The sequence below is a fragment of the Pseudomonas sp. LSJ-87 genome (assembly GCF_032971465.1).
Lineage (GTDB): Bacteria > Pseudomonadota > Gammaproteobacteria > Pseudomonadales > Pseudomonadaceae > Aquipseudomonas > Aquipseudomonas putida_Z.
In genome coordinates, this window is the sequence record NZ_JAWJYQ010000063.1 from 1 (window position 1) to 24,628 (window position 24,628).

The window sequence follows — 24,628 nt, forward strand, 5'->3', positions numbered from 1 at the left end:
GTACCTGTGGGAGCGGGTTCACCCGCGAAGCAGACTGCGCGGTGGATGGCACCGGCTGCGCCGGTGTTCGCGGCCACGGCCGCTCCCACAGGTACGGCGTGAGCCCGAAGCCTGCGCCGTACTTGTGGGAGCGGGTTCACCCGCGAAGCAGGCGACGCGGTGGATGTGTTCGGTTACTGCGCAGGTTTCGGGTACAAGCTGTACCTGTGGCAGCGGCGCTCATTTACCATGGCGGCTGTTTTCAGCCATTACCAAGGAATCCAGCCATGAGCGCCCCTCAGTTCCGCACCCCCACAGCCGCCGACGCCGAACGCTGCTACGCCATCGAAATCGGTGCCTACGAAGGCGATGAGGCGGCCACGCTGGAGAAGATCCGCACTCGCATCGCGCAGTATCCGCAGGGCTTCCTGGTGCTGGAAAACGCGGGCGAGATCGTTGGTTTCATCAACAGCGGCTGTGCCCACGAAGTGGTGATGTCCGACGAGGCATTCAAGGAGCTGGTCGGGCATGACCCGGCGGCGCCAAACGTGGTGATCATGTCGGTGGTAGTGGACCCGGCACACCAGGGCAAAGGCTACGCCAAGCAGTTGATGGATGAATTCATCGCACGCATGAAGGCGGCGGGCAAGCTGACCATTCACCTGATGTGCAAGGAACAGCATGTGGCGTTGTACCAGAAGCTGGGGTATCAGTACGTGAGACCGTCACCGTCGGACCACGGCGGCATGGCCTGGCATGAGATGCTCATGGTCCTCTGATTTCGCAAGACACGGCAGCGTTGCTGGCGATGGGCCGCCAAGGCGGCCCAAATGGCAGTTTATTCGCCGTTGACCAGCTGGCGTGCCAACTGGTTGTGGCGCTCCAGCACCCGTGGCAGGTCGACCGTGGCCAGCTGGCCATCCTTCACCACCACACGGCCATTGATGACACTGGTGTGCACCTGGGTCGGGGTGCAGAACACCAGCGCCGCCAGCGGGTCGTGGTGGCCGCCGGCATAGGCCACGTGGCCGAGGTCGAAGGCGACGAAGTCGGCCACCATGCCTGGGGCCAGGGCGCCGATGTCGTTGCGGTTGAGCACCTTGGCACCGCCGAGCGTTGCAATTTCCAGCGCCTCGCGTGCAGTCATCGCGTCGGGGCCGAAGCCCACCCGTTGCAGCAGCAAGGCCTGGCGCACTTCACCGATCATGCTGGCGCCGTCGTTGGATGCCGAACCGTCGACCCCAAGGCCCACCGGCACCCCGTGGTCGCGCATCTTGCGCACCGGGGCGATGCCCGAGGCCAGGCGCATGTTCGAGCATGGGCAGTGGGCGACACCCGTGCCGGTGCGGGCGAACAGCTCGATGCCATGCTGGTCGAGTTGCACACAGTGGGCGTGCCACACGTCGTGGCCGACCCAGCCGAGGTCTTCGGCATATTCGGCGGGGGTCATGCCGAACTTCTCGCGGCTGTAGGCGATGTCGTTGACGTTCTCGGCCAGGTGGGTGTGCAACGACACCCCGTACTGGCGCGCCAGCACGGCGGCTTCGCGCATCAGGTCGCGGCTGACCGAGAACGGCGAGCAGGGCGCCACCACGATGCGGCGCATCGAGCCGTGGCTGGCATCGTGATAGTCCTCGATCAGGCGCTGGGATTCCTTGAGGATGTCGGCTTCCTTCTCCACCACCGAATCAGGCGGCAGGCCGCCCTGGCTACGGCCTACGCTCATGCTGCCGCGCGCGGCGTGGAAGCGCATGCCGATCTCGTCGGCGGCATGGATGCTGTCGTCGAGCTTGCAGCCGTTGGGGTAGATGTACAGGTGGTCGCTGGAGGTGGTGCAGCCGGACAGGATCAGTTCGGCCATGGCGGTCTGGGTCGACACCGCGATCATCTCGGGGGTCAGGCGTGCCCAGATCGGGTAGAGGTTGGTCAACCAGTTGAACAGCTCGCCGTCCTGGGCTGCCGGCACCACGCGGGTGAGGCTCTGGTACATGTGGTGGTGGGTGTTGACCAGGCCAGGGATGACCACCTTGCCGGCCATGTCCAGCACCACGTCGGCGTGCTGTGGCAGGGTATCGCTGGGGCCGACCTGGCGGATCAGGTTGCCTTCGATGAACATTCCGCCGTTCCTGATCTCGCGGCGTTCGCCGTCCATGGTGACCAGAAGTTCGGCGTTTTTGACAAGTAGCGTTTTTGGAGCATTTGTAGATGACATGGCTTAAGCCTGTCGCAATACGCATCGGCGATTACCGATGTCATAGGCGCATGGCATTGTAAGCAAGGTTTTTGCGGATTGTATACAGGGCTGATAGTCCTGTGCCGGCCTCTTCGCGGGCTTGCCCGCTCCCACAGGTACGGCACAGTTCTGGAGTTCTGTGCAGTACCTGTGGGAGCGGGCAAGCCCGCGAAGAGGCCGGTACAGGTTACCTCAACAGCAGATCATGCCGCCCCGCGGCTGCTCACCCCATCCACCAACCGCGCAATCCCCAGCGGGTTGGCACTTTTCAGCGCATCCGGCAGCAGCGCATCCGGGTAATTCTGGAAGCACACCGGGCGCAGGAAGCGGTCGATGGCCAAGGTGCCGACCGAAGTACCACGGGCATCGGAGGTGGCCGGGTATGGCCCGCCATGCACCATTGCGTCCGATACCTCTACGCCGGTCGGGTAGCCGTTCAGCAGCAGGCGCCCGGCCTTGCGCTCCAGCAGCGGCACCAGCGCAGCAAAGGCACGCAGGTCGTCCGGTTCGGCAATCAGGGTGGCCGTCAGCTGGCCTTGCAGGTGGCGCAGTGCTTCGGCCAGTTGCTGGGCATCGGCCACTTCCACCACCACGGTGGTTGGGCCGAACACTTCTTCCTGCAGCAGCGGGTCGCTGTCCAGCAGCAGGCTCACGTCCGCCTTGAACAGCTGCGGCTGGGCCTGGGTGCCGGCTTGTGGCTGCCCGGCCAGGTGCTGGATGCCAGGGTGCGCCAGCAGGTGCTGCACACCGCTCTGGTAGCTGCGCAGGGTGCCGGCGTTGAGCATGGTCTGCGGTGCCTGGTCGGCCATGCGCGCCACCAGCGTGTGCACGAAGCGTTCGAACTGCGGCGACTTGATGCCCACCACCAGGCCCGGGTTGGTGCAGAACTGCCCGCAACCCAGCACTACCGAGGCGGCCAGTTCGCCGGCTACCTGCTCGCCACGGGCCTGCAGGGCCTGGGGCAGGACAATTACCGGGTTGATGCTGCTCATTTCGGCGAACACCGGGATCGGCTGCGGGCGCGCAGCCGCCATGTCGCACAGGGCGCGGCCGCCACGCAGCGAACCGGTGAAGCCGACCGCCTGGATGGCCGGGTGCTTGACCAGCGCTTCACCCACGCCGGCGCCATAGATCATGTTGAACACGCCTGCAGGCATGCCGCTGCCGGCCACCGCGCGGTCAATGGCGGCGGCCACGTGGGCAGCGGTCAGCATGTGCCCGCTGTGGGCCTTGAACACCACCGGGCAGCCGGCCGCCAGCGCCGAGGCGGTATCACCGCCGGCGGTGGAGAAGGCCAGCGGGAAGTTGCTGGCACCGAATACAGCCACCGGGCCGACGCCGATGCGGTACTGGCGCAGGTCCGGGCGTGGCAGCGGGGTGCGCTCGGGCAGCGCACGGTCGATGCGCGCACCGAGGAAGTCGCCACGGCGCACCACATCGGCGAACAGGCGCAGCTGGTTGCTGGTGCGGGCACGCTCACCGCGGATGCGTGCCTCGGGCAGTGCGGTTTCGCGCATCACATGCTGGACGAAGTCATCGCCCAGTGCGTCCAGTTCGTTGGCGATGGCGTCGAGGAAGGCGGCGCGCTGTGCCGGGCTGGTGCTGCGGTAGGCCGGGTAGGCGGCCTCGGCGGCCAGCACGGCGGCTTCGATTTCGTCGCTGGTCGCCTGGTGGAAGGCGTATGGCAGTGGCTCGCCGGTGTGGGCGTCGACGCTGTTCAGCAGCACGTCACCGTTGCCGCTGAGCTGGCCGGCGATATGGTTCAGGCGATGTTCGATGGACATTTCGTTTCCCGTTGGCAATGACAGTCGTTGGGCTGGGACTGTAGGGGCCGAAATGCGTGCTGAATAATGATTAATGCGGATCAGGTGATAACGTTCTGTTATCGCGTGGCCTGCTATTGAGGAACGATGTTCGAGCGTGTGCCAATTTCTGTGGGAGCGGGCGCGCCCGCGAAGCGCCCGACACGGTGTATGGCACCGGCTTTGCCGGTGTTCGCGGGCACGCCCGCTCCCACAACGACCGCGCAAGGCGGTGGTGGTGGGGCGCTGTTTGTTTCACTCGGCCATCTGCAACTCCGGCAGCTTTACCCGGAACGCCCGGGTAAGCCCCAGCAGCACCACCAGGCCCATGCCCATCCAGCACAAACCGATGGTGAACGACAGGCTGGTCAGGCTGCTCCACAGCCACAGCGTGCTGAGGAAACCCAGGCCGGGAATGGCGCCATACAGCAGGTAGTTGCGGCCACCACGCAGCTTGTGGTCGATCAGGTAGTGCTTGACTACGGCCAGGTTCACCGCCGAGAAGGCGAACAGCGCGCCAAAGCTGATCATGTTGGCCACCGTGTCGAGGCTGATCACCAAGGCAATCAGCGACAGCAGGCTGACCAGCAGGATGGCCGTGGCCGGTACGCGCTTTTTCGTCACCAGCTGGCCGAACGCACGCGGCAACGCACCGTCGCGGCCCAGGGCGAACAGCACCCGCGACACGCTGGCCTGGGACACCATGGCCGAGGCGAAGCAGCCGGCCACGTAGGTGGCGGTGAAGGCGGTCACCAGCAGTTCGCCGCCGACCCGGCGCATCACGTCCACCGACGCCGAGTCCGGGTCGGCGAAGCTGCCCCAGTCAGGGAACACCATCTGTGCGCAGTACGACACCACCAGGAACAACATGCCGCCGATCAGCGATACGGCGAGGATCGCCACGGGAATGCGGTAGGTGGGGTTGCTGGTTTCCTCGGCCATGGTCGAGACCGCATCGAAGCCCAGGAACGACAGGCACAGCACGGCGGCGCCGGTCATGATCAACGGCACGCTGAAGCCTTCGTGGTGGAACGGCGCCAGCAGCGACACCGGCTGCGCCTGCCCGCTGAGGTTGTGGATGGACAGGGCGACGAACACGACGATGAACACCAGTTGCACCACCACCAGGATCCAGTTCACCCGGGTGATCGACTCGATGCCGATCAGGTTGAGGAAGGTGACCAGGGCAATGGAGCCCGCCACCCACACCCAGGCGTGGATGGCCGGGAAGTACTCCGACATGTAGATGCCGATCAGCAGGTAGCTGAGCAGCGGCAGGAAGATGTAGTCGAGCAGCAGGGTCCAGCCGGCGATGAAGCCGATGTGGCTGCCGAAGGCCTTGCGGGTGTAGGTGTAGACCGAGCCGGAGTAGGGGTGGGCCTGGACCATGCGGCCGTAGCTGTAGGCGGTCAGCAGCATGGCGGCGAGGGTCAGCAGGTAGGCGGTGGGCAGGTGCCCCTTGGTCATCTGGGTGACCAGCCCGTAGGTGGTGAACACTGCCAGGGGGACCATGTAGGCCAGGCCGAACAGCACCAGGGCGGGCAGCCCCATGGACTTGCGGAAACGGCCGTTGCTGGCGGTGGGTTGCGACGGGCTATGTGCAGGGCTATGGGCTGTACTTGTTGTTGTATGCATTGCTAACTCCTGGAAAGGGATGCAGGACGCCGCGGTATGCGAGCGGGCTCGATACCGGTGGGTGTTGTGCAAGGAGGTCGAGCGGGTGGCTCGCAGCGCTGGGGCGGGTTGATGCTCCCACACCCCGCCGGTACCCGGAATCACCCTTTGGGGTGAGCCAGCAGGGGGCTTTGCCTGCTCACCCCAAAGGGTGATTTCGGTGTTTGCAGTGCCATGGGAGTATCTGGCCAACGACGCACCGCACTGGCGGCGGTGCCTTTACTTGAGACGGCAGGCCCAAAGTGACTGATCAATTGCTTTCGCAACAGTGGTTCGAGCACCTGGCCAAGGTCACCGAGGCGATCGGCCGACCGGGCTTTGCCGCCACCCTGTTTGCTGCGCTTGGCGTGATTCGGCCGATCCAGGCGACCACGGTGTACCTGTACCCGCACGACGGCATGCCCTGCGCGCTGTTCGAGCAGGACGACAAGGCGCCCTGGCAGCCCGAGGGCAATGTCAGCCGCTACCTGTCCGGCTTCTATCTGCTCGACCCGTTCTACGGGGCCTGTGTGGAGCAGGTCGAGTCCGGTTGCTACGGCCTGTTCGAAGTGGCGCCCGACCACTTCGAGGTCAGCGAGTACTACCAGTCGTTCTACCGGCACTCGCACCTGGAGGATGAGCTCAACTACATCCTGCAGGTCGCGCCCGGGCAGAGCCTGGCGGTATCGCTGGCGTTCACCGACAAGCTCGATGGGCAAACCCGTGCGCTGTTCGCGCGTATCACGCCCTGGGTGCTGGCGGTGCTCGGCAAGCACTTCGCCGGGCTGGACAGCCGCACCGGGCGCTTCGAGAACATCCTCGAGCAGCGCATCCACGCGGCGTTGAACAACTTCGGCAGCTCGCTGCTGACCGAGCGCGAGTGCCGTATCGCCCAGCTGATCCTGCGTGGCCACTCGACCAAGTCGCTGGCCGAGCGCCTGGGGGTGTCGGAGGACACCATCAAGTCACACCGCAAGAACGTCTACGCCAAGCTCGACATCGGTACCCAGTCCGAGCTGTTCTCCCTGTTCATCGACGCGCTGGCCAATGCCCAGGGCGTGCTGGGCAAGGACCCGCTGGAAAGCTACATGGGCAAGCTGCGCTGAGCGCAAGCCACCCTGCAACCCCACCGCAAAGGAAAACCAACAATGAATGCGCCTTTCGCCCCGCAACGCCAGACCCGTGACTACCAGGCAGCCGATGCCGCGCACCACATCCATGCCTTCCTCGACCAGAAGGCGCTGAACGCCGAAGGGCCGCGAGTGATCGTCGGTGGCGAACGCCTGCACCTGTGGGACAGCGAGGGCAAGCGCTACCTGGACGGCATGTCCGGCCTGTGGTGCACCCAGCTCGGCTACGGCCGCCGCGACCTGACCGCCGCCGCAGCCACGCAGATGGACCAGCTGGCCTACTACAACATGTTCTTCCACACCACCCACCCGGCGGTGATCGAACTGTCCGAGCTGCTGTTCAGCCTGTTGCCGGGGCACTACAGCCACGCGATCTACACCAACTCCGGCTCCGAGGCCAACGAGGTGCTGATCCGTACCGTGCGCCGCTACTGGCAGGTGGTTGGCCAGCCGAACAAGAAGATCATGATCGGCCGCTGGAACGGTTACCACGGCTCCACCCTGGCCGCCACGGCGCTGGGTGGCATGAAGTTCATGCACGAAATGGGCGGGTTGATCCCGGATGTGGCGCACATCGACGAACCGTACTGGTACGCCGAGGGCGGCGAGCTGACCCCGGCCGAGTTCGGCCGCCGCTGCGCCTTGCAGTTGGAGGAGAAGATTCTCGAACTGGGTGCCGAGAACGTCGCCGGCTTTATCGCCGAGCCGTTCCAGGGCGCGGGCGGCATGATCTTCCCGCCGGAAAGCTACTGGCCCGAGATCCAGCGCATCTGCCGCCAGTACGACGTGCTGCTGTGCGCCGATGAAGTGATCGGCGGCTTTGGCCGCACTGGCGAATGGTTCGCCCACGAGTACTTCGGCTTCGAGCCTGACACCCTGTCGATCGCCAAGGGCCTGACCAGCGGCTACGTGCCCATGGGCGGCCTGGTGCTGAGCAAGCGCATTGCCGAGGCGCTGGTGGAGCGGGGCGGGGTGTTCGCCCACGGCCTGACCTATTCCGGCCACCCGGTGGCGGCGGCGGTGGCCATCGCCAACCTGAAGGCGCTGCGTGACGAAGGCATCGTGCGCCAGGTGAAGGACGACACCGGGCCGTACCTGCAGCGCATCCTGCGCGAGGTGTTTGCCGACCACCCGTTGATCGGCCAGGTGCAGGGCGCCGGGTTGGTGGCGGCGCTGCAGTTCGCCGAGCACAAGCCGACGCGCAAGCGCTTCGCCAACGAGAATGACCTGGCCTGGCAGTGCCGCACCTTCGGTTTCGAGGAAGGGGTGATCATTCGCTCCACCCTGGGCCGGATGATCATGGCGCCGGCGCTGATCGCCAACCACAGCGAGCTGGATGAGCTGGTGGAGAAGACCCGCATCGCCGTGGACCGCACGGCGCGCCTGGTCGGCAAGCTCTAAAAACCTGCGAGCGCTCCGCAGCCCCTGTGGGAGCGGGTTCACCCGCGAAGAATGCGACGCGGTGCATGGCACCGGCTTCGCCGGTGTTCGCGGCGGTTCGACGCCTCGATGAACCCGCTCCCCCGGGGCTGTATCGACACTGCACCTTACGAGCAACAGAGACCGCCACGACGGTCGCCTGGAGTACAAATGTACACCCTCGAATTCTGGCAACAACGTGCCTCGGACCTCTACCTCCCGGCCAATGCACTGATCGACGGCAAGCCCGTCAGCGCACAGGACGGCGCCACCTTCGCCGCCATCAACCCCGCCACCAACAAGGTGCTGGCCCAGGTCACCGCCTGCGGCCAGGCCGAGGTCGACCTGGCCGTCGCCAGCGCCCGCAGGGCTTTCGAACAAGGCCCATGGCCGCGCATGGCCCCGGGTGAGCGCAAGAAAGTGCTGCTGCGCCTGGCCGAGCTGATCATGGCCCATCGCGAAGAACTGGCCCTGCTCGACTCGCTGAACATGGGCAAGCCGGTCATGGACGCCTACAACATCGATGTGCCGGGCTCGGCGCAGGTGTTCGCCTGGTACGGCGAGGCGCTGGACAAGCTGTACGACCAGGTGGCACCCACCGCGCCCAACGCGCTGGCCACCATCACCCGCGAAGCCCTCGGCGTGGTCGCCGCCGTGGTGCCGTGGAATTTCCCGCTCGACATGGCCGCCTGGAAGCTCGCCCCGGCGCTGGCTGCCGGCAACAGCGTGGTGCTCAAGCCCGCCGAGCAATCACCGTTCTCGGCCCTGCGCCTGGCCCAGCTGGCGCTGCAGGCCGGTGTACCGGAAGGCGTGCTGAACGTGGTGCCGGGCCTGGGCGAGCAGGCCGGGCAGGCGCTGGGCCTGCACCCGGGCGTGGATTGCCTGGTGTTCACCGGCTCCACCCAGGTGGGCAAGTACTTCATGCAGTACTCGGCACAGTCCAACCTCAAGCAGGTATGGCTGGAGTGCGGCGGCAAGAGCCCCAACCTGGTGTTCGAAAACTGCCAGGACCTGGACCTGGCTGCGGAAAAGGCGGCATTCGGTATCTTCTTCAACCAGGGCGAGGTGTGCTCGGCCAACTCGCGGCTGTACGTGCAGCGCTCCATCCATGACGAGTTCATCGAGCGCCTGCAGGCCAAGGCCCGCCAGTGGCTGCCTGGCAACCCGCTGGACCCGGCGAGCCGTGCCGGTGCGATTGTCGATGCCGGGCAGACCGGCCGGATCGAAGCCGCCATCGCCCGTGCCGGGCAGGACGGGGCGCGGTTGGTGTGCGGTGGCCGGCGCCTGACTATCGACGGCTCGGACAATTACATCGAGCCGACCATTTTTGCCGGTGTTGATGGCCGTATGAGCCTGGCGCGGGAGGAGGTATTCGGGCCGGTGCTTGCGGTCAGTGCCTTCGACAGTGAAGAGCAGGCCGTGCGCCTGGCCAACGACAGCATCTATGGGCTGGCGGCGTCGGTGTGGAGCGATGACTTCAACCAGGTGCACCGCGTGGCGCGGGCGTTGAAGGCCGGCACCGTGTCGGTGAACACGGTCGACGCGCTGGACGTGACGGTGCCGTTCGGCGGCGGCAGGCAGTCCGGGTTTGGCCGCGACCTGTCGCTGCACTCGTTCGATAAGTATTCGCAGCTCAAGACCACCTGGTACCAGTTGCGCGCCTGATACATCCGATCTTGCACCGCGTCGCCTATTTCGCGGGCTCGCCCGCTCCCACAGGTACTGCACTGGCTCAGGTGCTGCGCGGTCCCTTGTGGGAGACCACCTGGTACCAGGTGCGCGCCTGATACATCCGGTCTTGCACCGCGTCGCCTGCTTCGCGGTACCCGGATCATTCATGGCGTTCCGTTAATTTTCTTTGCCAACCCGGCAGAAAGCTCGGGTCCGCTCTACACTGCTGCCAAGATGGGGCTGGGCTATGTGCCACCACGCCCCCGTCTCGCTGCCTGCGAATGGCTTCGGCCTGCATGATCGTCCTGGCTGCCCCGTCAAACCGCCATACATGGAGTACCTGAGATGGGCTGCGTGTCGAATGGTCGTGCTGCTGGTAACGCCGGACGTGGCATTTCACTGCAGTGGCTGGTGGCTCTCGCCATCGTGCTGGGCATGTTGCTGCTCGGCGCCGCCCTGGCCTGGCAGGGCTATCACGGCATTCGCCAGACCTTGGTGGCCGCAGCGGGTGATTCTGCCCAGCAAATTGGCAAGACCATCGACGAGCGCGCCCGGCGCCTGATCGACCCGGTGCACAGCAGTATCCGCCTGCTCGCCCACAACCCGGCCGCGCAAACCCCGGCGCAGCGCCTGGAACGCTTGCCGCAACTGGTCGAGACGCTGGACGCCAACCGCATGCTCAGTGCTGCCTACATGGGTTACCCCAGTGGTGAGTTCCTGCTGGTGCGCCGCTTGCGCGACCCGCAGTTGCTGCAGCGTTTCGCCGCGCCGCCGGGCACGGCATTTCTGGTGCAAAGCGTCAGCCGTGAGGGTGGGGCGGTGCAGGGTGAATGGCGCTTCTACGACCACGCGCTGAACCTGCTGCAGGCCCAGGCCAAGCCCGAATACCGCTACGACCCGCGCACGCGCCCGTGGTTTGTCGAAGCCAGCGCCCAACCCACCACCGTGCTGACCCACCCCTATGTGTTCTTCACCACCCGCGAGATCGGCCTGACCATGGCCCAGCGCAGCGTCGACGGCGGGGCGGTGATCGGCATGGACGTTTCGGTCGATGACCTGGCCAGCGAGACCCAGGGCCTGCGCATGACCCCCGGCACCGAGATCGTCGTGGTCGACGACCAGGGCAGCGTGGTGGCCTACCCGGACCTGCAGCGGGTAATCGTGCACGAAGGGCAGGCCGTGCGCTTGTCGCGCATCGGCGAACTGGGCATCCCCAGCCTGCAGCACCTTTACGCCGACCTGCCGCAAGGCACCCGCCCGCAGCCTTATCAGGTGGACGGCCAGACCTGGTATGGCATGCGCGTGCAACTGACCAACCTGGCCGGGCAGGACCTGCAGGTGCTGATTGCCGTGCCAGGCCATGAGTTGCTGGCCGGTGCGCGCAAGGTACTGCTCGAACAGTTGCTCTGGACCGCCGCCCTGATAACCGTGCTGCTGGTGCTTGGTGGTGTGCTCGGCCGGCGCATCGGCCGCCCGTTGCGGCTGCTGGCCGAACAGCTGCAAGGCGTGGCGGGTTTTGATTTCAGCCGCGAAGTCGGGGTGCGCTCGCGGGTGTCCGAGGTGCGTGAACTGAGCCGCGTGCTCAGCCGCATGTCCGGCACCATCCGCAGCTTCCAGGCGATTACCCTCACGCTCAGCCGCGAGCGCGACCTGGAGCGCATGCTCGACGGTGTGTTGACCCATCTGGTGGAAGCCGCCGGGGTCAATGCCGGCGTGGTGTACCTGTTCGATGCCGAACATGCCTTGCTGCGCCTGGCCGCGGCCTGCCGTGGCGAGCAGTACCCTGGCGAGCTGGCCGTGGATGAGACTGCCCAGCAGCACCTCGCCACGGCGGTGACCCAGGCTCTCGGCCTGCATGAGGGCAGCATGGCCTTGGTATTGAATGACCGTAGCCAGGCGTTGCTGGGCATCCTGGTCCTGCAACTGGGCGATGGACCTGTACACGAGCAGACAGGCCAGCCGTTCCGCAGCTTTGTTGCCGAACTGTCCGGGGTGGTGGCGGTGGCCATCGAGACACGCCAGCTGGTCGAAGCCCAGCAACGCCTGCTGGATGCCATGATCAAGCTGCTGGCCGATGCCATCGATGCCAAGAGCCCCTATACCGGCGGCCATTGCGAGCGGGTGCCACAACTGGCGCAGATGCTGCTGGACCAGGCGGTGGCGGCCGAAACCGGCCCGTACGCCAGCTTCAGCATGACCGAGGCTGAACGCTACGAATTCCACGTGGCGGCCTGGCTGCACGACTGCGGCAAGGTCACCAGCCCCGAGTATGTGGTGGACAAGGCGACCAAGCTGGAAACCTTGTACAACCGTATCCACGAGGTACGCATGCGTTTCGAGGTGCTCTGGCGGGATGCCGAGCTGGCCTATTGGCAAGGCCTGGCCAGCGGTGGCGACCAGCAGGCGCTGCAAGCCACCCTGGCGCGCAGCCAGGCCCAGCTGCAGGACGACTTCGCCTTCGTCGCCCAGGCCAACATCGGCGGCGAGTTCATGCAGGACGCCGACATCGAACGCCTGCAGCAGATTGGCCAGCGCCGCTGGCAGCGCCATTTCGACAACCGCCTGGGCATCTCCCGTGATGAGGTGGAGCGCTTTGCCGATGTGCCTGCGCCTGCGCTACCGGTTGACGAACCACTGCTGGCCGACCGCCCTGAGCATTGCGTGCCCTGGGGCCCCCGCAAGCCCCCGGTGGCCAAGGGCGACCCGCGCAACCGCTGGGGCTTCGACATGCGCTTGCCGGCCTGTGCCAGCAATCATGGCGAGTTGTACAACCTGGCGATCCGCCGCGGCACGCTGAATGATGAGGAACGCTTCAAGATCAACGAACACATCGTGCAGACCATCATCATGCTCAGTTCCTTGCCGTTCCCCCGCCAGCTCAAGCGGGTGCCGGACATCGCCGGCAACCACCACGAGAAAATGGACGGCAGCGGCTACCCGCGCCGGCTGGGCGAGCAGGACCTGGGCATTGCCGAGCGGGTGATGGCGATTGCCGACATCTTCGAGGCGCTGACCGCGGCGGACCGGCCCTACAAGGCGCCGAAGACCCTGTCCGAGTCGGTGAAGATCCTGGTGGGCATGGCCCGTGGCGGGCACATCGACGGCCAGTTGCTGGAGCTGTTCCTCAGCAGCGGGGTGTACCGCCAGTATGCCGAGCGGTTCCTGCGTGCCGAGCAGATCGATGAGGTGGATGTGGCGTACTGGTTGGGGCAGATGCATTGCCCGGCTTGAGCGAAAAATCAGATTTAGCCCCTTCCTTGTAGGCCATTTCCCAAAGATACTCACGCCGCCTGTTTCCCGTTGCGGCCGCTTTGGCAGCGCTCTAGTCTCGGCGGGTCGCTGCACATCAGCGATCGGCTTTGACAGGCCGCTTTGGGTTGATCGCATGGCTGAACTTTCAATGGCAGCTGTGCGTAGGGCACGTTCGCGTGCGCCGGTAACTGATCAACTCCGCCGGTCTGTCAACCTACGTACAGTTGCCGCCCTCCCGTTTGACAGCAGGTGTGTGGTAGCTCCATCAAGGAGTTGATTCATGCTGAAAGTTGTCCCCGATCCACCCCACATCCCCCCATTCCTTCGAAGACAGCAGATGCCCGATGGGCGCAGCACTTTGCATTAAGGCTTTATTGATGTGTCGCCAGGGCTGGCCTCTTCGCGGGTGAACCCGCTCCCACAGGACCACCACAGACTTCAAGACTTGCACAGTACCTGTGGGAGCGGGTTTACCCGCGAAAGGGCCGGCTCAGGCAGTCGAGATATTTCAGGGGGATTCACCAATGACCACAGAAGACACCCAATTCACCGTCGGCAAGACCACCTTCTACCAAGGCGAAAACGGCACCCATCCACTGTTCCGGATCGAGCCCGGCATCCCCTGTCGCGATGCCCGCGAGCAGTCCTCGGAATTGATGGGCTATGTCCGCGAACTGACCATCACCGGCCTGATGGATGAGAAACCGATGATGATCTGGGCCGCCCATTACCTGAGCGCAATGGCCAAGGCGCTGATGGATGATGCCGAGCTGGGCATGAAGCACTGAGGTATCGCAGATCTGCGTGATTACTTTGCAGGAGCGGCCTTGTGTCGCGAAAGGGGTGCGAAGCGCCCCCAACGATCTGTGCACCACCGCAAAAACGCCGGGGCCGCTTTGCGGCCCTTTCGCGACACAAGGCCGCTCCTACAGGAATCGCGCCGTTAATGAGGAACAGGGCAGGCCGGCGCAGGTCAATGCATCAGTTCATCCACCCCGACCCACCCACCATCGAACTCATCCATGGCATCCAGCACCGCTTCACGGAAATACGCCAGCGACGCCCGATCAAACAGCAACTGCAACGCCGGCCTCTCATCGCTCCCCACATTCAGCACGATCACGTTGATCCGCGCCGCCGAGGTCTGCGCGACCGCCCCAACGGGAAACGCCTGGGCGCGCAAGTCCACCCCGCACAACTTGGCCATCACCGCGCTGCAATACTCCCCCGACAGCTGCAGCCAGGCATGGCTATCCTGGCGCGGCAGCAGGTAGTTGCGCCGGGCATCCTGCACCCACCCGGCCTCTTCGGCAGCCACCCGTGCACCGCCGTCCGCCAGGCTGCCCAACAGCAGGTACTCGGTCTGCGACAAGCGCGCTACCCAGCCACCGTCTTGCTGGCGCACGGCCTGGTTGGGTAGCGACGGCAAGCGGTAGCCACGCGCCTGCAGGCAAGCGGCACTGTCGCCCCCTCGAAACCCGACCCGTGCCAGATCGGTCAGGTCAGTCAACGCGCAGTTGTGCAACAGCTCGGCCCGCGGGCTGTGTGGAATAAAAGCTTCGGCTTGCAAACTGGTCATGGCTCAGACCTCCTGGCGCAGGTTGTTGGGATCGTGGAACGGCAGGGGCACCACCTTGGCATTGACCATCACGCCGCCCTCCACGCGGATCGGGATGTGCATGCCAGGCGTGGCCTGATGGGCACCGGCGTAAGCCAGGCCGATGATCTGCCCCAGGGTTTGCGAGTATTCGCAGGATGTGACGTTGCCGCTGATATCCGCCCCGTCCAGCACCAGATGCCCCTCCAGCGGCTGCGGGCTGCCCTTGGGCAGGGTGAAGCCGACCAGTTTGCGCTTGAGCGGCTGCGCTTCGAGGATCTCGATCGAGCGCTTGCCGACGAAGAATGGCTTCTTGCGGCCGATGGCCCACTGCATGTCGATCTCCGCCGGGTGGGTCATGCCGTCGGTGTCCTGGCTGATGATCACGTGGCCTTTTTCCAGGCGCAGCAGGCGCTGGGTCTCGACGCCGAACGGGCGAATGCCCAACCCCGCGCCGGCCTGCATCAAGGCATCCCACAGGCGCTCGGCGTGGCGCGCCGGCACGTGCACTTCGTAGCCCAGTTCACCCACAAAGCCCACCCGCAGGATGCGCGCGGCAATACCGGCCACGGTGCCCTGGCGTACGCCGAGGTAAGGGAAGGCCTCGGCCGACAGGTCCACATCGTCACATACCTTGGCCAGCACCTGGCGTGACAGCGGCCCGGCCAGGTTGACCGCGGCCAGGGCGGCGGTGACGTTGGTGACGTCCACATCCAGGCGCCATTGCGCGTTCCACTTCAGCATCTGCTGGTAGATGCGGTCGACGCCGCTGGTGGTGGCGGTGACGTAGAAGTGCTGCTCGCCCAGCCGGGCGCACACGCCGTCATCGATCACCACGCCGTGCTCGTTGGTCATCAGTGCGTAGCGGGTGCGGCCGATGGCCAGCTTGGCGAAGCCGAAGGTGTAAAGGCGCTCCAGCAGTTCGGCGGCGTCGGGGCCGCGCACATCCAGGCCACCGAGGGTGGAAACGTCGATCAGGCCGACCTTCTCGCGCACATGGCGGGCTTCCTCCTGCATGCAGCGTTCGCGTTCCTCGGGCTTGCCATAATAGGCCGGGCGCTGCCAGATGCCGGCCGGCATCATCTTCGCCCCGGCTTCCAGGTGGCGGCGGTGCATTGGTGTTTGCCGGTACGGGTCGAAGGCGCGGCCGGCGACGTGGGCCAGTTTTTCCGCCTGGAACGGAGGGCGGGCGGTGGTCACCCCGGTTTCGCTGATGCTGCGCCCGGTGGCATGGGCCACCAGGCGGGCGGTCGGCAGCGCCGAGTGGCGGCCCTGGGACGGGCCCATGCCGACCGTGGAAAAGCGCTTGACCAGCTGCACGTCGCGGTAGCCGCTGCGGGTGGCGTTGACGATGTCGCGCACTTGCAGGTCTTCGTCGAAGTCGACGAAATCCTTGCCCTTGGGGTGGGGGAAGATCGGCCAGGGGAAGTTGACCTTGGCTTCGGCACTGAACACTGGCTGCACCGGCGCTTCCAGGCCCAGCGCTGCCAGCGCATCGACAGCCCCGCGAGTGGCGTCGGCCAGCACATTGCCCAGTGCGTGACGGCCGTTCACCGAGCCGGCGATATCCAGCCCGGCCGGCAGGTTGCTGATGACGAATTCGTCGCGGTTCACATCGTAGGCCAGCTTGCCGCCAGCCTGGCACAGCAACTGGTACACCGGCATGTAGCCTGCCGACATGCACAGCAGGTCGCAGGCCAGGCGCAGGCCATGCGGGCCGACTTTGCCCTGGCCGGTGATCGGGCGAATATCCACGCCACTCACGTGGCGCATGCCCGCTTCGTGCAGGGCTTCGTACACGGTGCTGCCCAGGTGCACGGGTACATCGCGGCGCTTCAGTTCGGCGGCCACTGCGGCATCGGCTGGCGCGGCGCGCATGTCGACCACCGCGGCCACGGCCACGCCTTGCTCCTGCAGGTCGAGGGCGGCGAGGTAGCCGTCATCGTGGCCGGTGAGGATTACCGCGCGCTGGCCCGGCTTGACCGCGTACAGCTTCATCAGCCGCTGCGCGGCGCTGGTCAGCATGACCCCCGGCAGGTCGTTGTTGCGGAACACCACTGGCTGGTCGAACGCACCGGCCGCCACCAGGCAGCGGCTGGCGCGCACCTTGTACAGGCGTTTGTGCTGGACCACCGGCAGGTAGTTGTCGGTGAACCAGCCGTTGCAGGTGGCTTCCAGCAGCACCTGGATGTTCGGGTGGCCCTCGACGGCTGCCAGCAGTTCCTGGCGCAGGCCGGTGGCGCGGGTGCCGGCAATGTCGAAGCGGGCGTAGGTGAGCGAGCCGCCAAGCACCGGCTGTTGCTCGATCAGCAACACCTTGGCCCCGGCATTGGCCGCGTCCAGTGCCGCACGCAGGCCCGCCGGGCCTGCGCCGATGACGGCCAGATCGACGAACAGATAGGCCTTGTCGTAATACTGCGGCCTGAAACCGAGGTCGAGCACGCCCAGGCCTGCCTTCTTGCGGATCAGCGGCTCCCACACCTTCCACATGCCCTTGGGCTTGTAGAACGAGCGGTAATAGAAACCGACCGGCATGAAGCGCGAAAACTTGCCCAGGTAGGCATCGCGGTCGTGCGCCAGGCTACCGTTGAAGTTCTGCCCTTCGACCACCAGGCCATCGCGGGCGGCTTCCAGGTCGGCCAGCACATTGGGCTCGTCCGGCAGCTGCACCAGGGTGTTGGCATCCTGCCCGGCCATGCTCAGCGGGCCGCGCGGGCGGTGGTACTTGAACGAGCGCGACAGCAACCAGCGGCCGCTGCCGAGCAAGGCGCTGGCAATGCTGTCACCGGCAAAGCCCTGGCAGGCCTGGCCGTCGAACTGGAAGTGCAGGGGCCGCTCGCGGTCGATCAGCAGGCCCATGGGCGCGGGGAGGCGAGTGTGGCTGTTCATCCGGCAATCTCCGGGGTGGCGGCGGGGGTGAAGTCGACGCGGCGGTCGAACAGTTCTTTCGGGTCGAAGGTGCGCAGCACCTGGTCGCTCACCGTGTGGCGTTCGGCCAGGAACCAGTAGCTGGAGGCGTTGTGCAGCCACCACTCGGTCACCACCCCGGCCAGGTTGTCGCTGTTGAACACATAGTCGGCCCATTCGGCGTCGCTGCAGCTGGCCGGGTCGGGCATGTGCCTGAATTCGCCGCCATAGGTGAACTCGCTGATATTGCGCGGGCCGTTCAAGGGGCAGGTCAGGATCTTCATCGTCGTCGCTCCTTAGTGGCTGGCCGCGGTGGCGCCCATTTCGTTGACTTGCTGGAAGCGGCTGAAGCGCTCCAGGTCAAAGGGTGCGATCAGTTCCGGTACCTTGCCGCCACTGGCGACCAGCTCGGCCATGGTCTTGCCGCAGATCGGCGTGGCCTTGAAACCCCAGGTGCCCCAGCCGGCGTCCAGGTAATAGTTGTGCACCGGCGACAGGCCCATGATCGGGCTGTAGTCCGGTGTCATGTCGGTGATCCCGGCCCATTGGCGCATCAGCTTGGCGTTGGCCATGAACGGGAACATCTCGATGGCGTGGGCCAGCAGGCTTTCCTTGAGGTCGAGGGTGGAGCGGGTGTTGTACAGCGGGTAGGGGTCGGAGCCGCCGCCAAAGACGATCTCGCCACGGCTGGTCTGTTGCACGTAGCAGTGCAGCGCCGACGAGCTGACCAGCGGATCGAGGAACGGCTTGAACGGCTGGGTGACCATGGCCTGCAGCGGGTAGGTATGGATCGGTGCACGGATGCCGGCCTTGGCCATCAGCAGCGAACTGGCCCCGGCCACGGCCTGTACCACGCAACCGCACTGCACGGTGCCACGGTTGGTCTTCACCGCTTCGATGCGCCCGTTGCGGATCAGCAGGTCCTGCACTTCGGTCAGCTGGTGGATCTCGACACCGCGCTTGGCCGCCTGCCTGGCGTAGCCCCAGGCCACTGCGTCGTGGCGTGCGGTGGCGCCGTCGATGTGCCACAGGCCAGCCAGCACCGGCAGGTGACCCGGGTCCAGGTTCAGGCTGGGCACCAGTTCGCGGATCTGCTGGCGGTCGATCATTTCCGTGCGGCCACCGAAATGCTTGTTGACCTCGGCGCGCTGGCGGAAGGCGCGCACGGTGGCGTCGGTGTGCGCCAGGGTGAGCTGGCCGCGCTCGGAATACATGATGTTGAAGTCGAACTCGTTCGATAGGTTCTGGAACATGCGCACCGATTCTGCGTAAAAGCGCACACCCTCACTGGTGAGGTAGTTGGAGCGGATCACCGCGGTATTGCGCGCGGTGTTGCCGCCACCGAGATAGGCCTTTTCCAGCACGGCGACATTGGTAATGCCGTGGTACTTGGCCAGGTAGTAGGCGATGGCCACGCCGTGGCCGCCGCCGCCGATGATCACCACGTCATAGCGTGGCTTGAGTTCGCACGGCGGTGGCAGGTCGACCTCCACCGGGTAGTCGGCGCTCAGGCCGTATTTCAGCAGGGCGAAAGGCATGGGGTGCGCTCCTGGTGGGCGGCCTGTTGTTGCAGGTCGAGGGCGAGCAGGGTGTTTTTCATCAGGTAGGCGATGGTCATCGGGCCGACGCCGCCAGGCACCGGGGTGATGCCGGCCACCTGGGGCAGGGCGGCGGCGAAGTCGACATCGCCGACCAGGCGGCTGTGGCCGCCTTCGTCGATGCGGTTGATACCGACATCGATCACCACCGCGCCGGGCTTGAGCCAGTCGGCACCGATCAGCCGCGGCTTGCCCACTGCGGCCACCAGGATGTCGGCCTGGCGACACAGCGCCGGCAGGTCGCGGCTGCGCGAGTGCACCACGGTCACCGTGCAGTCGGCCTGCAGCAGCAGGGCGGCCATGGGCTTGCCGACGATGTTCGAGCGGCCGACCACTACCGCATGCTTGCCGCGCAGCTCGCCACAGGCATCGCGCAGCAGGCGCATGCAGCCGCTGGGCGTGCACGGGGTGAGCACATCGCGGCCCTGGGCCAGGCCGCCGACGTTCTCGCTGTGGAAACCGTCCACATCCTTCAGTGGGCTGATCGCCTGGAGAATGCGGTGTTCGTCGATATGGGCCGGCAACGGCAGTTGCACGAGGATGCCGTTGACCTCGGGGGCGCGGTTGAGGCGCTCGATCAGGGCCAGCAGCTCGGCTTGGCTGGTGTCGGCGGGCAGGCGATGCTCCAGCGAGCGGATGCCCACCTCTTCGGCACGCAGCACCTTGTTGCGCACATACACCTGGCTGGCAGCGTCGGCGCCGACCAGCACCACCGCCAGGCCCGGCTGCACGCCGCCCTGGCGCAGTTCCTGCACCTGCTCGCGTACCTCGGCCAGCACCCGCGCCGCGGTGGCCTTGCCGTCGATCAGCTTGATACCGGGAATGGCGTTCATTTGAAGATCACCGTGCGGTCGTGGTTCAGGAACACCCGGTGCTCCAGGTGGTATTTCACGGCGCGGGACAGGGCGATGGTCTCGGTGTCGCGGCCGATGGCCACCAGGTCATCCGGTGCGTAGGCATGGTCCACGCGCTGCACTTCCTGCTCGATGATCGGGCCTTCGTCGAGGTCGCTGGTGACGTAGTGGGCGGTGGCGCCGATCAGCTTCACCCCGCGCTGGTAGGCCTGGTGATAAGGCTTGGCGCCTTTGAAACCGGGCAGGAACGAATGGTGGATGTTGATCGCCCGGCCTGACAGCTGGCGGCACAGGTCGTCGGAGAGGATCTGCATGTAGCGCGCCAGCACCACCAGTTCGGTGCCGGTGTCCTCGACGATGCGCAGCAGCGCGGCTTCCTGTTCGGCCTTGGTGTCCTTGCTGACCGGCAGGTAGACGAAACGGATGCCCTGGCGCTCGGCCATCGGGCGCAGGTCCAGGTGGTTGGAGACCACGGCGGTGATCTGCATGTCCAGCTCGCCCTTGGCATGGCGGTACAGCAGGTCGGACAGACAGTGGTCGAACTTGCTCACCATCAGCAGCACGCGCATCGGCCGGGCACTGCTGTGCAGGCTCCACTGCATGTCGAAGCGCTGGGCGACATCGGCAAAGCCGGCTTCCAGCTGCGGTGTGTCACCCGTGACACCGGTGTTGTAGCGGAACACCGCGCGCATGAAGAAGCGCCCGTTGTCCTCGTCGTCGAACTGCGCCATCTCGCTGATGTAGCAACCGTGCTCGGCCAGGTAGGTGGTCACCGCGGCGACGATGCCGGACACGGCCGGGCAGCTGACGCGCAGGATGAAGTGATCGGGAGCGGGATGCATGTCGGATAGGCCTCGTGATGGAGTGGGGCAGGTCGGGCACAAGGGCAAAAGAGGCTTCGCGAGAGGCGAAGTCATGTTTCTTGGTAAGAATATAAATTTCCTTTTGGCGATTTATAGGCGAAGTGAGGGGTGGCGGTCTAGAGATTTGTGAAATTTTTTATCCTGACAGGAAAGTTTTTTAGCGCCATCGCGGCTCCTGTGGGAGCCGGCTTGCCGGCGATAGGGCCCGCACAGGCGGCACAAAAACTGGCTATGCTTGCCCCATGACCAGTTCTCCATCCCTGCGCCAACCGTGCCCACCTGGCGCCTGCATTTGTGGCCGCGAACACCTGGCCGACCACCCGCAGACAGCCCAGCGCATCCTCCTGCTGACCCGCCAGGAAGAAAAGCGCCTGCTCGACCGCCTGGAAAACCTCAAGGACCTGGAAGACCTGCAACGCCTGCAGCAACGGATGTACGAAAACCTGGGCATCCGCGTGCATATCGCCCCTGGTTTCAACGAAGTGCGGACCATGCGTGGCATCGTCATCGAACTGGACGACCAGCCCGGGCTGTGCCGCAAGACCCGGCAGTCGATCCCGGCGGCGATCCGCCGTGGGCTGGAGCGCAACCCGCAGGTGGCCTTCCGCTTGCTCGATACCCACGACCTGTTGCGTGATACCTGATCTTTCATCCCAGCACCGGCTCTTTGTGGGAGCGGCCTTGTGTCGCGAAAGGGCCGCAAAGCGGCCCCAGGGTTCTAGCTGTGACGCAAATATTGCCGGGGCTGCTGTGCAGCCCTTTCGCGACACAAGGCCGCTCCCACAGGGGACCGCGTCAGCCCCACTAATTTTTCCGCCGCACGCTACGTCTACTTGAAAGCCCCCCTGCGCCAGGCGCGCAGCGGCATTCATCACTCAAGGAGACAGGCAATGACTTCCGTTTTCGACCGCGACGATATCCAGTTCCAGGTAGTGGTCAACCACGAAGAGCAATACTCGATCTGGCCCGACTACAAAGCCATCCCCAACGGCTGGCGTGCCGTAGGCAAGAGCGGCCTGAAGAAGGAATGCCTGGCCTATATCGATGAAGTCTGGACCGACATGCGCCCGCTGAGCCTGCGCCAGAAAATGGCCGAAGCCGCCGCCCAGTGACTGCATTGAACCTGCTGTGCCTGCCGTATTCCGGGGCCAGCGCCATGGTCTACAGCCGCTGGCGGCGCAAGCTGCCGACGTGGCTGCAGGTACGCCCGGTGGAACTGCCCGGGCGTGGTGCGCGCATGGCCGAGCCACTGCACACCGACATGCAGGCCCTGGCCCGGCAACTTGCCGCAGAACAGCACCTGGCGGCCAGCACCCCCTACGCGCTGCTCGGCCATAGCCTGGGCGCCTTGCTGGCCTTCGAGCTGGCCCATGAGCTGCAAGCGCTGGGCTGCCCGGCGCCACTGGCCCTGTTTGCCTGTGGTACCGCAGCGCCGACCCGCCGTGAGGATTACGACGGCAAGAACTGGCGCGAGCCCAAGAGCGACGCCGAGTTGATCGGCGAGTTGCGCGAGCTTCAGGGCACGCCCGAGGAAGTGCTGGCCAACGCCGAGCTGATGAGCCTGACCTTGCCCACCCTGCGCGCGGACTTCCTGCTGTGTGGTACCTACGCCTACCGCCAGCGGCCGGCCTTGCAGTGCCCGCTGCACGTGTTGGGCGGCATGCAGGACCGCGCCAGTGACGAGCAGTTGCAGGCCTGGCGCCAGGAAACCCACGGGGCGTTCTCGCTGCAGATGTTCCCTGGCGGCCACTTCTTCATCCATGAGCATGAGGACCGGGTGCTCGCTGCGCTGACCGCGTCGCTGCAACCGCTTCGGCTGTCCGCCTGATTGACGTCACCGCTTGCCTGGGGGAGGCTAGGCCTTTTCCCAGGCAAGAGGCAGACAATGCTGATCGATCCCCACAAGGCCACGCTGCTGGTCGTCGACATCCAGGAAAAACTCATCGGCGCCATGAGCGACCCTGAAGGCACCCGCGCGCGGGCCCGCTGGTTGTTGGCGGCGACGAACGAGCTGGAACTGCCGACGGTGATTTCCGAGCAGTACCCCAAGGGCCTGGGCCATACCCTGGCCGAGCTGCTGGCCGCAGCGCCGGCCGCCGAGGTGGTGGAGAAAAGCCATTTTTCCTGCGTGGCCGCAGAGTGCCTGCCAGCGAGTTTGATGGCGCGCGAGCAAGTGATTGTCTGTGGCATGGAAACCCACGTCTGTGTGCTGCAGACCGTGCTCGGCCTGCTGGCGCTGGGCAAGCAGGTGTTCGTGGTCGAGGATGCCTGCGACAGCCGTACCCCGGCGAGCAAGGCCGCAGGGCTGGCGCGCATGCGGGCTGCGGGGGCGCAGGTGGTGACCCGCGAAATGGTTTTGTTCGAGCTTATGGGCAGTGCCGGCCACCCGCTGTTCCGGCACATCAGCAAGACCTACCTGGTCGGTGAACAGCCCTGAACGGCCGGTTACTGGCTGCCGGGTTGATGGCCCTGGCGCTGCTGCAAGGCTGCGCCGGGCGCCGTGAGGAAGCACCCGAGGCGGACCCGGCCAAGGTCCGCGCCCAACTGCTGCGGCTGTTACCTGCCCAGGCCAAGGACCGTGAGGGCTGGGCTAGGGACATTCAGGTGGCGTTCGAGGCCCAGCGTATTGCCCCCAGCAAGAGCAACCTGTGTGCGGTGCTGGCGGTGACCGAGCAGGAATCGACCTTCAATGCCGACCCGCAGGTGCCCAACCTGGGGCGTATCGCCCGGGAGGAAATCGACCGCCGCGCCGCGCGCCTGCATATCCCCAAGCTGCTGGTCGATGGTGCACTGAAGACGCCGTCGGGTAATGGCAAGAGCTACCAGCAACGTTTGCAGGCGGTGCGCAGCGAGAAGCAGTTGAGCGAACTGTATGACGAAGTCATCGCTCGCGTGCCGCTGGGCAAGACCTTGCTGGGCGGGCTGAACCCGGTGCATACCGGTGGGCCGATGCAGGTCAGCATCGACTTTGCCGAAAAGCATGCGCGCGATTACCCCTACAGCCACGACGGCAGCATTCGCCAGGAAGTGTTCACCCGGCGCGGCGGCATGTATTTCGGTATCGCCCACTTGCTGGGCTATTCGGCCAACTACGATCGCCAGCTGTACCGCTTTGCCGATTTCAACGCGGGCTGGTACGCCAGCCGCAATGCGGCATTCCAGGCAGCACTGAGCAAGGTGACGGGGGTAACGCTGGCGCTGGATGGCGACCTGGTGGCGCCGGGCTCGATCATGCCCGGGACCACGGAAAAGGCGGCGCGCAAACTGGGAGGGAAGCTGGGCCTGCGCAACCCGCAGATCCGCAGCCAGCTGGAGGAGGGCGATAGCTTGGCCTTCGAGGACAGCAAGCTGTACAGCGGGGTGTTTGCCCTGGCGGATGCCGCGGCCGGCAAGCCGGTGCCACGGGCGGTGCTGCCGGGGATTCAGCTGAAAAGCCCGAAGATCACCCGCAAGTTGACCACGGCGTGGTTTGCCGGGCGGGTGGATGAGCGTTATCAGCGGTGCATGAAGCGCTAGCCTGTCATCCAACGCGGTCAACTGTGGGAGCGGCCTTGCGTCGCGAAAGGGCTGCGCAGCAGCCCCAGAAATTTGTGCATCTGTGCTGAAATCCTGGGGCCGCGATGCGGCCCTTTCGCGACGCAAGGCCACTCCCACATTGACCGTGCCAGCC

Annotated in this window: 20 protein-coding genes; 11 read left to right on the top strand and 9 right to left on the bottom strand. The window is 65.6% G+C overall.

Annotation, left to right across the window (positions count from 1 at the left end; genetic code table 11):
• Positions 1-266: 266 nt before the first annotated feature.
• Complete coding sequence (locus tag RYH74_RS24665) at positions 267-758, top strand: GNAT family N-acetyltransferase (protein ID WP_286918888.1); 492 nt, start codon at positions 267-269, stop codon at positions 756-758.
• Positions 759-817: 59 nt separating this feature from the next.
• Here the strand turns inward: RYH74_RS24665 and RYH74_RS24670 are convergent, their stop codons facing one another.
• The 3 genes from RYH74_RS24670 to RYH74_RS24680 all read right to left on the bottom strand — a co-directional run bounded on the left by RYH74_RS24670 (position 818) and on the right by RYH74_RS24680 (position 5,649).
• On the bottom strand, positions 818-2,191 hold the full coding sequence (locus RYH74_RS24670; RefSeq protein WP_317410447.1) for an 8-oxoguanine deaminase: 1,374 nt from the start codon (positions 2,189-2,191) through the stop codon (positions 818-820).
• Positions 2,192-2,415: 224 nt separating this feature from the next.
• Complete coding sequence (locus RYH74_RS24675; RefSeq protein WP_317410448.1) at positions 2,416-3,996, bottom strand: aldehyde dehydrogenase (NADP(+)); 1,581 nt, start codon at positions 3,994-3,996, stop codon at positions 2,416-2,418.
• 273 nt (positions 3,997-4,269) lie between these two features.
• Positions 4,270-5,649, bottom strand: a complete 1,380-nt coding sequence (locus tag RYH74_RS24680) for an APC family permease (RefSeq protein WP_317410449.1) — start codon at positions 5,647-5,649, stop codon at positions 4,270-4,272.
• 281 nt (positions 5,650-5,930) lie between these two features.
• On the opposite strand from RYH74_RS24680, the gene RYH74_RS24685 reads away from it, so the two are divergent.
• From RYH74_RS24685 to RYH74_RS24705, 5 genes are all read left to right on the top strand, one after another.
• Positions 5,931-6,773: a helix-turn-helix domain-containing protein gene (locus tag RYH74_RS24685; RefSeq protein WP_075044859.1), complete on the top strand. Its 843-nt coding sequence runs from the start codon at positions 5,931-5,933 to the stop codon at positions 6,771-6,773.
• Positions 6,774-6,815: 42 nt separating this feature from the next.
• Complete coding sequence (locus tag RYH74_RS24690) at positions 6,816-8,198, top strand: aspartate aminotransferase family protein (RefSeq protein ID WP_025338659.1); 1,383 nt, start codon at positions 6,816-6,818, stop codon at positions 8,196-8,198.
• Between the two features lie 189 nt (positions 8,199-8,387).
• Positions 8,388-9,881: an aldehyde dehydrogenase gene (locus tag RYH74_RS24695; RefSeq protein ID WP_317410450.1), complete on the top strand. Its 1,494-nt coding sequence runs from the start codon at positions 8,388-8,390 to the stop codon at positions 9,879-9,881.
• Between the two features lie 351 nt (positions 9,882-10,232).
• Positions 10,233-13,118 (top strand): HD domain-containing phosphohydrolase, encoded by a 2,886-nt coding sequence (locus RYH74_RS24700; RefSeq protein WP_317410451.1) that lies wholly within the window; start codon positions 10,233-10,235, stop codon positions 13,116-13,118.
• Between the two features lie 545 nt (positions 13,119-13,663).
• Positions 13,664-13,927, top strand: coding sequence for a DUF3077 domain-containing protein (locus RYH74_RS24705; protein WP_023660664.1), 264 nt, complete (start codon positions 13,664-13,666; stop codon positions 13,925-13,927).
• Positions 13,928-14,112: 185 nt separating this feature from the next.
• Here the strand turns inward: RYH74_RS24705 and RYH74_RS24710 are convergent, their stop codons facing one another.
• Genes RYH74_RS24710 through purU form a run of 6 tightly spaced genes read right to left on the bottom strand, consistent with a single transcriptional unit; the run spans position 14,113 to position 20,937 of the window.
• On the bottom strand, positions 14,113-14,718 hold the full coding sequence (locus tag RYH74_RS24710; protein ID WP_085590969.1) for a sarcosine oxidase: 606 nt from the start codon (positions 14,716-14,718) through the stop codon (positions 14,113-14,115).
• A 3-nt stretch (positions 14,719-14,721) separates the two neighbouring features.
• Positions 14,722-17,625, bottom strand: a complete 2,904-nt coding sequence (locus RYH74_RS24715) for a 2Fe-2S iron-sulfur cluster-binding protein (protein ID WP_317410452.1) — start codon at positions 17,623-17,625, stop codon at positions 14,722-14,724.
• Entirely contained in the window at positions 17,622-17,927 is a 306-nt protein-coding gene (locus RYH74_RS24720; RefSeq protein WP_075044863.1) for a sarcosine oxidase subunit delta, read from the bottom strand. Before RYH74_RS24720 ends, RYH74_RS24715 begins: the two co-directional genes overlap by 4 nt.
• A gap of 12 nt (positions 17,928-17,939) precedes the next feature.
• Positions 17,940-19,181: an FAD-dependent oxidoreductase gene (locus RYH74_RS24725; RefSeq protein ID WP_317410453.1), complete on the bottom strand. Its 1,242-nt coding sequence runs from the start codon at positions 19,179-19,181 to the stop codon at positions 17,940-17,942.
• The gene (gene folD / locus RYH74_RS24730; protein WP_317410454.1) at positions 19,163-20,074 is read right to left on the bottom strand and encodes a bifunctional methylenetetrahydrofolate dehydrogenase/methenyltetrahydrofolate cyclohydrolase FolD; all 912 of its coding nucleotides are present in this window, start codon (positions 20,072-20,074) and stop codon (positions 19,163-19,165) included. The genes RYH74_RS24725 and folD overlap by 19 nt, the downstream gene beginning before the upstream one ends.
• Positions 20,071-20,937: a formyltetrahydrofolate deformylase gene (purU, locus tag RYH74_RS24735; RefSeq protein ID WP_013973142.1), complete on the bottom strand. Its 867-nt coding sequence runs from the start codon at positions 20,935-20,937 to the stop codon at positions 20,071-20,073. The genes folD and purU overlap by 4 nt, the downstream gene beginning before the upstream one ends.
• Positions 20,938-21,200: 263 nt before the next feature.
• Here purU and RYH74_RS24740 point away from each other — a divergent pair, with 263 nt between their 5' ends.
• From RYH74_RS24740 to RYH74_RS24760, 5 genes are all read left to right on the top strand, one after another.
• Positions 21,201-21,602: a hypothetical protein gene (locus tag RYH74_RS24740; RefSeq protein ID WP_025338667.1), complete on the top strand. Its 402-nt coding sequence runs from the start codon at positions 21,201-21,203 to the stop codon at positions 21,600-21,602.
• Between the two features lie 246 nt (positions 21,603-21,848).
• A complete protein-coding gene (locus tag RYH74_RS24745) occupies positions 21,849-22,070 on the top strand; it encodes an MbtH family protein (protein ID WP_016711157.1) in 222 nt (73 codons plus the stop codon).
• Positions 22,067-22,786: a thioesterase II family protein gene (locus RYH74_RS24750; protein ID WP_317410456.1), complete on the top strand. Its 720-nt coding sequence runs from the start codon at positions 22,067-22,069 to the stop codon at positions 22,784-22,786. The genes RYH74_RS24745 and RYH74_RS24750 overlap by 4 nt, the downstream gene beginning before the upstream one ends.
• Positions 22,787-22,843: 57 nt before the next feature.
• Entirely contained in the window at positions 22,844-23,395 is a 552-nt protein-coding gene (locus RYH74_RS24755; protein ID WP_025338669.1) for a hydrolase, read from the top strand.
• 26 nt (positions 23,396-23,421) lie between these two features.
• The gene (locus RYH74_RS24760; protein ID WP_025338670.1) at positions 23,422-24,474 is read left to right on the top strand and encodes a DUF1615 domain-containing protein; all 1,053 of its coding nucleotides are present in this window, start codon (positions 23,422-23,424) and stop codon (positions 24,472-24,474) included.
• The last annotated feature ends 154 nt before the right edge of the window (positions 24,475-24,628 follow it).

Bases quoted from the DNA above. Each gene is read 5' to 3' on its own strand.
- RYH74_RS24665 (WP_286918888.1), top strand. From the start codon at position 267: ATGAGCGCCCCTCAGTTCCGCACCCCCACAGCCGCCGACGCCGAACGC.
- RYH74_RS24700 (WP_317410451.1), top strand. From the start codon at position 10,233: ATGGGCTGCGTGTCGAATGGTCGTGCTGCTGGTAACGCCGGACGTGGC.
- RYH74_RS24695 (WP_317410450.1), top strand. From the start codon at position 8,388: ATGTACACCCTCGAATTCTGGCAACAACGTGCCTCGGACCTCTACCTC.
- RYH74_RS24715 (WP_317410452.1), bottom strand. From the start codon at position 17,625: ATGAACAGCCACACTCGCCTCCCCGCGCCCATGGGCCTGCTGATCGAC.
- RYH74_RS24720 (WP_075044863.1), bottom strand. From the start codon at position 17,927: ATGAAGATCCTGACCTGCCCCTTGAACGGCCCGCGCAATATCAGCGAG.
- RYH74_RS24680 (WP_317410449.1), bottom strand. From the start codon at position 5,649: ATGCATACAACAACAAGTACAGCCCATAGCCCTGCACATAGCCCGTCG.
- RYH74_RS24675 (WP_317410448.1), bottom strand. From the start codon at position 3,996: ATGTCCATCGAACATCGCCTGAACCATATCGCCGGCCAGCTCAGCGGC.
- folD (WP_317410454.1), bottom strand. From the start codon at position 20,074: ATGAACGCCATTCCCGGTATCAAGCTGATCGACGGCAAGGCCACCGCG.
- RYH74_RS24670 (WP_317410447.1), bottom strand. From the start codon at position 2,191: ATGTCATCTACAAATGCTCCAAAAACGCTACTTGTCAAAAACGCCGAA.
- RYH74_RS24705 (WP_023660664.1), top strand. From the start codon at position 13,664: ATGACCACAGAAGACACCCAATTCACCGTCGGCAAGACCACCTTCTAC.
- RYH74_RS24745 (WP_016711157.1), top strand. From the start codon at position 21,849: ATGACTTCCGTTTTCGACCGCGACGATATCCAGTTCCAGGTAGTGGTC.
- RYH74_RS24725 (WP_317410453.1), bottom strand. From the start codon at position 19,181: ATGCCTTTCGCCCTGCTGAAATACGGCCTGAGCGCCGACTACCCGGTG.
- purU (WP_013973142.1), bottom strand. From the start codon at position 20,937: ATGCATCCCGCTCCCGATCACTTCATCCTGCGCGTCAGCTGCCCGGCC.
- RYH74_RS24710 (WP_085590969.1), bottom strand. From the start codon at position 14,718: ATGACCAGTTTGCAAGCCGAAGCTTTTATTCCACACAGCCCGCGGGCC.
- RYH74_RS24760 (WP_025338670.1), top strand. From the start codon at position 23,422: ATGGCCCTGGCGCTGCTGCAAGGCTGCGCCGGGCGCCGTGAGGAAGCA.
- RYH74_RS24740 (WP_025338667.1), top strand. From the start codon at position 21,201: ATGACCAGTTCTCCATCCCTGCGCCAACCGTGCCCACCTGGCGCCTGC.
- RYH74_RS24755 (WP_025338669.1), top strand. From the start codon at position 22,844: ATGCTGATCGATCCCCACAAGGCCACGCTGCTGGTCGTCGACATCCAG.
- RYH74_RS24690 (WP_025338659.1), top strand. From the start codon at position 6,816: ATGAATGCGCCTTTCGCCCCGCAACGCCAGACCCGTGACTACCAGGCA.